Source organism: Caballeronia cordobensis (assembly GCF_001544575.2).
Classification (GTDB): domain Bacteria; phylum Pseudomonadota; class Gammaproteobacteria; order Burkholderiales; family Burkholderiaceae; genus Caballeronia; species Caballeronia cordobensis.
Genome location: NZ_FCNY02000055.1, coordinates 1 through 4,326 on the forward strand (window position 1 = coordinate 1; position 4,326 = coordinate 4,326).

5 protein-coding genes are annotated in these 4,326 nt (G+C 62.9%); 1 reads left to right on the top strand and 4 read right to left on the bottom strand.

Annotation, left to right across the window (positions count from 1 at the left end; translation table 11 throughout):
* The 3 genes from AWB70_RS37955 to AWB70_RS37965 all read right to left on the bottom strand — a co-directional run.
* Nucleotides 1–479, bottom strand: a 479-nt coding sequence (locus AWB70_RS37955; RefSeq protein ID WP_327350571.1) for a citrate/2-methylcitrate synthase, incomplete at its 3' end; no start/stop codon positions are given.
* A 69-nt stretch (nucleotides 480–548) separates the two neighbouring features.
* Nucleotides 549–1,559, bottom strand: a complete 1,011-nt coding sequence (locus tag AWB70_RS37960; protein WP_053569437.1) for an HpcH/HpaI aldolase/citrate lyase family protein — start codon at nucleotides 1,557–1,559, stop codon at nucleotides 549–551.
* Between the two features lie 160 nt (nucleotides 1,560–1,719).
* Nucleotides 1,720–2,706 (bottom strand): malate dehydrogenase, encoded by a 987-nt coding sequence (locus AWB70_RS37965; protein ID WP_014251430.1) that lies wholly within the window; start codon nucleotides 2,704–2,706, stop codon nucleotides 1,720–1,722.
* Nucleotides 2,707–3,292: 586 nt separating this feature from the next.
* Here AWB70_RS37965 and AWB70_RS37970 point away from each other — a divergent pair.
* On the top strand, nucleotides 3,293–4,090 hold the full coding sequence (locus AWB70_RS37970) for a GntR family transcriptional regulator (protein WP_014251429.1): 798 nt from the start codon (nucleotides 3,293–3,295) through the stop codon (nucleotides 4,088–4,090).
* Here AWB70_RS37970 and AWB70_RS39485 read toward each other — a convergent pair.
* On the bottom strand, nucleotides 4,053–4,326 hold a 274-nt coding region (locus AWB70_RS39485), incomplete at its 5' end, for a hypothetical protein (protein WP_235024438.1). The genes AWB70_RS37970 and AWB70_RS39485 overlap by 38 nt on opposite strands.

Sequence of the window (4,326 nt, forward strand, 5' to 3'; positions counted from 1 at the left end):
CGCTTGCCGTTGTGCGAATAGTGATACCAGTACAGCAGCATCGAGCCGAGCGAAGCCATCAGGCGATCGGCGATATCTTTCGCGCCCGGCACATTGTGGTCGTCCTTCTCGGGCAAGAGCGTGCCGAGCACGGAGACGCCGGTGCGCATCACGTCCATCGGATGCGCGGAGGCCGGAATCCACTCCAGTGCGGCCTTGAGATTCGCGGGCAGGCCGCGCAGCGCCTTCAGCTTGGTCTTGTATGCCTTCAGCTCAGCCGTATTCGGCAGCTTGCCGTGCACGAGCAGATAGGCGATCTCTTCGAACTCAGACGTCGTCGCGATATCGAGAATGTCATAGCCGCGATAGTGCAGATCGTTGCCGGTCCTGCCCACCGTACACAGCGCGGTATTGCCCGCCGTCACGCCCGACAGCGCGACGGATTTCTTCGGCTTGAATGCGCCGGATGCGGGTGCTTCGGTCGATGCGGTATCGGTCATGCTCTCAAGTCTCCTTTCGTGCGCGCGTAGTGCGGCGCTACTTGTTGTGCTTGAACTGCGATCCGGTGCTCATGCCTTCGGTTCCGTCGCGGGCGCGGCGAAAAGCGGCGCGCATTCGTCGGGCATCGTCTGTCCCGTGGCGTGCGCGCGGCGCAGCACCGACCAGTAATAGCGATAGCTCGCGCGGTCGTGCAGCGTGTCGCCGTGACGCGTCGGGCCCCACTGCGCGTTTTGCGCTTCGAGCAGGATCTCCGCGGCGAGCGCGATTTCATCGGCGCGCGGCGAGAAAGCCTCGACGATCGGCCGGATCTGATCCGGATGGATGCTCCACATGCGCGTGTAGCCGAATTCGCTGCGGGCGCGCGCGGCATCGTTCGCGACGACGCTCATGTCGCGCACTTCCGTCGACACATTGTGCGACGGCACTTTGCCGTGCGCGTGACACGCGGCCGCGATCTCGAGCTTCGCGCGACGCACGAGCGGATGATCGAACTGGCCGGGCGAGCGCATCGCGGTATCGGGAATCGCGCCGTTGTGCGCGGAGACGAAGTCCATCAGCCCGAAGCTCAGCGATTCGACGCCCGGCAACGCCGCGAGTTCGAACGCTTGCGCGAGCGCGCCATGCGTCTCGACGAGGAGATGACAGGGGATCGCTTGCTGAATGCCGAACTCGCCGCGCGTTGCTTCGATGAAGGCCACCATCTCGGCGGCATCGAGAACGCTGCGAATCTTCGGCAGCATGATGAACGCGGGCGCCTTTTTCGCGCTGCGCAGGATGATGCGCACGTCGTCGCGCCACGCGCGGTGATGAAAGTCGTGGATGCGCACGCCCACGCGCCCGAAGCGGTCTTCCTCGCCGCCGACGAACGATGCGACCAGTTCCGCGTGCTCGGCTTCACGGCCGACTTGCGCGCCGTCTTCGCAATCGAGCGTGATGTCGAACACCGGGCCCAGTTGCGCCTGCAACGCCAGCGATTTTCTCATCAGCTTCTCGCTGCCGGCGTAGTGATCGCAGGGCGGGAGAACCGCGGGTTGCGGTTCGCCGTCAAACAGCACTTCGGCGGGAGTGAGCGTGCGCATCGTCGGCGTCGGGTCCGATTGGGGAGAATTGAATTCGATCTTGCTCGATGATTCGAATGCGCTCGACGTTTTTTCAAGCGCGTTCGAATCACGCGCGAGCGCCAAGAGGCGATCGCGCCGAAGGGAAGCGCTCCACGAGCTTCCCTTCGTCACACCGTGCTTACTTGCCGAGCAGATGCGAGACGCCGTCGCGCTCTTCGAGCAGTTCGTTCAGCGTGCCGTCCATCTTCTCGCGCGAGAAGGCGTCGATTTCGAGGCCTTCCACACGCTTGTACTCGCCGTTTTCGCACGTGACGGGCACACCGTAGATGATGTCTTCCGGAATGCCGTACGAGCCGTCCGACGGAATGCCCATCGTGACCCACTTGCCGTTCGTGCCGAGCACCCAGTCACGCACGTGATCGATCGCCGCGTTAGCCGCCGAAGCCGCCGACGACAGGCCGCGCGCTTCGATGATCGCCGCGCCGCGCTTGCCGACGGTCGGGATGAACGTGTTGCGGTTCCATTCGTCGTCGTTGATGAGCTTCGTCAGGTCCTGGCCTTCGGCGGTCGCGAAGCGGAAGTCGGGGTACATCGTCGGCGAATGGTTGCCCCACACGGCGAGCTTTTCGATCGACGCGACCGGCTTGCCCGACTTGGCCGCCAGTTGCGACAGCGCGCGGTTGTGGTCCAGACGCAGCATGGCGGTGAAGTTCTTCTTCGGCAGATCCGGCGCCGACTTCATCGCGATGTACGCGTTCGTGTTTGCCGGGTTGCCGACCACGAGCACCTTCACGTCGCGGCTCGCGACATCGTTCAGCGCCTTGCCCTGAACCGTGAAGATCTCGGCGTTCGCCGACAGCAGGTCCTTACGCTCCATGCCCTTCGAACGGGGGCGCGCGCCCACGAGCAGCGCGACGTCGGCGTCCTTGAACGCAACCTTGGGATCGTCCGTGACGACCACGCCCGCGAGCAGCGGGAACGCGCAGTCTTCGAGTTCCATCACGACGCCCTTCACGGCGCCTTGCGCTTGCGGCAGATCGAGCAACTGAAGAATCACGGGCTGGTCTTTGCCGAGCAGATCGCCGTTGGCGATGCGGAACAGCAGCGAATAGCCGATTTGACCTGCGGCGCCGGTTACGGCAACGCGCTTTGCGGACTTAGCCATTGAGAACTCTCCTGGACTGTGCGTGGAACGCTAGGGAAAAACGCCATTTTATGCGCGATACGCCAAGCGTTGATGAAGACATGCCGGCCATGCCATGCGCGAATCGCTCGAAGCCGGCCGGGCGAGCCCGAACTCGTGCGGCGCATCGGCGTCACGGCGTGACTGCCATGCCATGAATCTTTCTCTTCGAGCGAGAGAGGTGCGGGAGGTACGTGGAGAACGCCGTGATTTCGCTTGGGTCCGACGGCAACGCGCCCATTCGAGACGGCGCTTGACGTTGCGAGGCGTGGGACAGGCAGCGGCGCGCGAATCGAGTGGCCGATCGGCGTGAGACGGAAGCGAAAGGGCGTGCCTGGCGGTATGCTGCGCGATGCGTGGACGCCGTGAAATTGCCGTATTCTCTGGGCGGGAACGCCTCGGAAAACACGCCGACCGGCGGTTCCTGCACTCTCGCAACGACCCGCAAACCCTTGCTCGACAAGGAGTGTAGGAGCGGTCCGAACTAATGTCAACACTATCTTATGTCTTATATAAGACATAGGATTCTGCGGGAAAAGTCTGGACGCACGGCGGGCCTTGTGTTGAAATGCGCGGCATGAATTCCAGTCCGGCGAACACGACGACCCCCAACGGCACTGCACCGGCGGCTGAGGCCGCGAGCACGCCGTCGCCGACGTTCAGCCCGCTGTATCAGCAAATCAAGGCGCTCATCACGCAAGGGCTCGAATCCGGCGAGTGGAAGCCCGGCGAGATCATCCCGAGCGAGGTCGAGCTGGCCGCGCGCTACAAGGTGAGCCAGGGCACGGTGCGCAAAGCCATCGACGAGCTCGCCGCCGACAATCTTCTCGTTCGCCGTCAGGGCAAAGGCACGTTCGTTGCGACGCACAACGAAGACCGCGTGCAGTTCCGCTTCCTGCGCCTGTTGCCCGACGATGGCGACGTTCATCCCCATGTCAGCCGTCTGCTCGAATGCAGGCGCCTGCGCGCGCCCGCCGAAATCGCGCGTCAGCTCGATTTGAAGCCCGCCGATCCCGTCGTTCTTATCAAGCGCTTGTTGCAGTTTGATGGCGTAACGACCGTATTCGACGAAATCTGGCTGCCGGGCGCCGTGTTTCGCGGCCTCACGGCGGAGCGCCTCGCGGAATACAAGGGGCCGCTCTACGCGATGTTCGAAACCGAGTTTGGCACGCGCATGATTCGCGCCTCGGAAAAGATCCGCGCCGTCGCCGCCGACGAAACCGTCGCACAGTTCCTCGATGTCGCGCAGGGATTCCCGTTGCTGTCGGTGGAGCGCGTGTCCTATACGTATGGCGATCGCCCGGTCGAAGTGCGGCGCGGATGGTATGTCACGACCGGTTATTACTATCAGAACGACTTGAGTTGATCGAACGAAAGACGGGGTTGCGGGCACTGGCTGAGTGCTGGCAAAACACGCGTGCCGGAAGGCTTTTTTCGCGCGCGAAGCAACGGTCTCCTGGGTTGCTCATCGCTGCAGCGCGAAATAAAAAGGCGCTAAAATCGCAGGTTAGTGTTTTAACAAGTTGGGGTCTAGCATGGCTGAAGCCGTAAAAAAACCAAGGCCTGAATACCGGAACATCGGGATCGGTCAAATCGCGAAGT

Coding starts and splice junctions, on each gene's coding strand:
- AWB70_RS37960 (WP_053569437.1), bottom strand. CDS start 1,559: ATGCGCACGCTCACTCCCGCCGAAGTGCTGTTTGACGGCGAACCGCAA.
- AWB70_RS37965 (WP_014251430.1), bottom strand. CDS start 2,706: ATGGCTAAGTCCGCAAAGCGCGTTGCCGTAACCGGCGCCGCAGGTCAA.
- AWB70_RS37970 (WP_014251429.1), top strand. CDS start 3,293: ATGCGCGGCATGAATTCCAGTCCGGCGAACACGACGACCCCCAACGGC.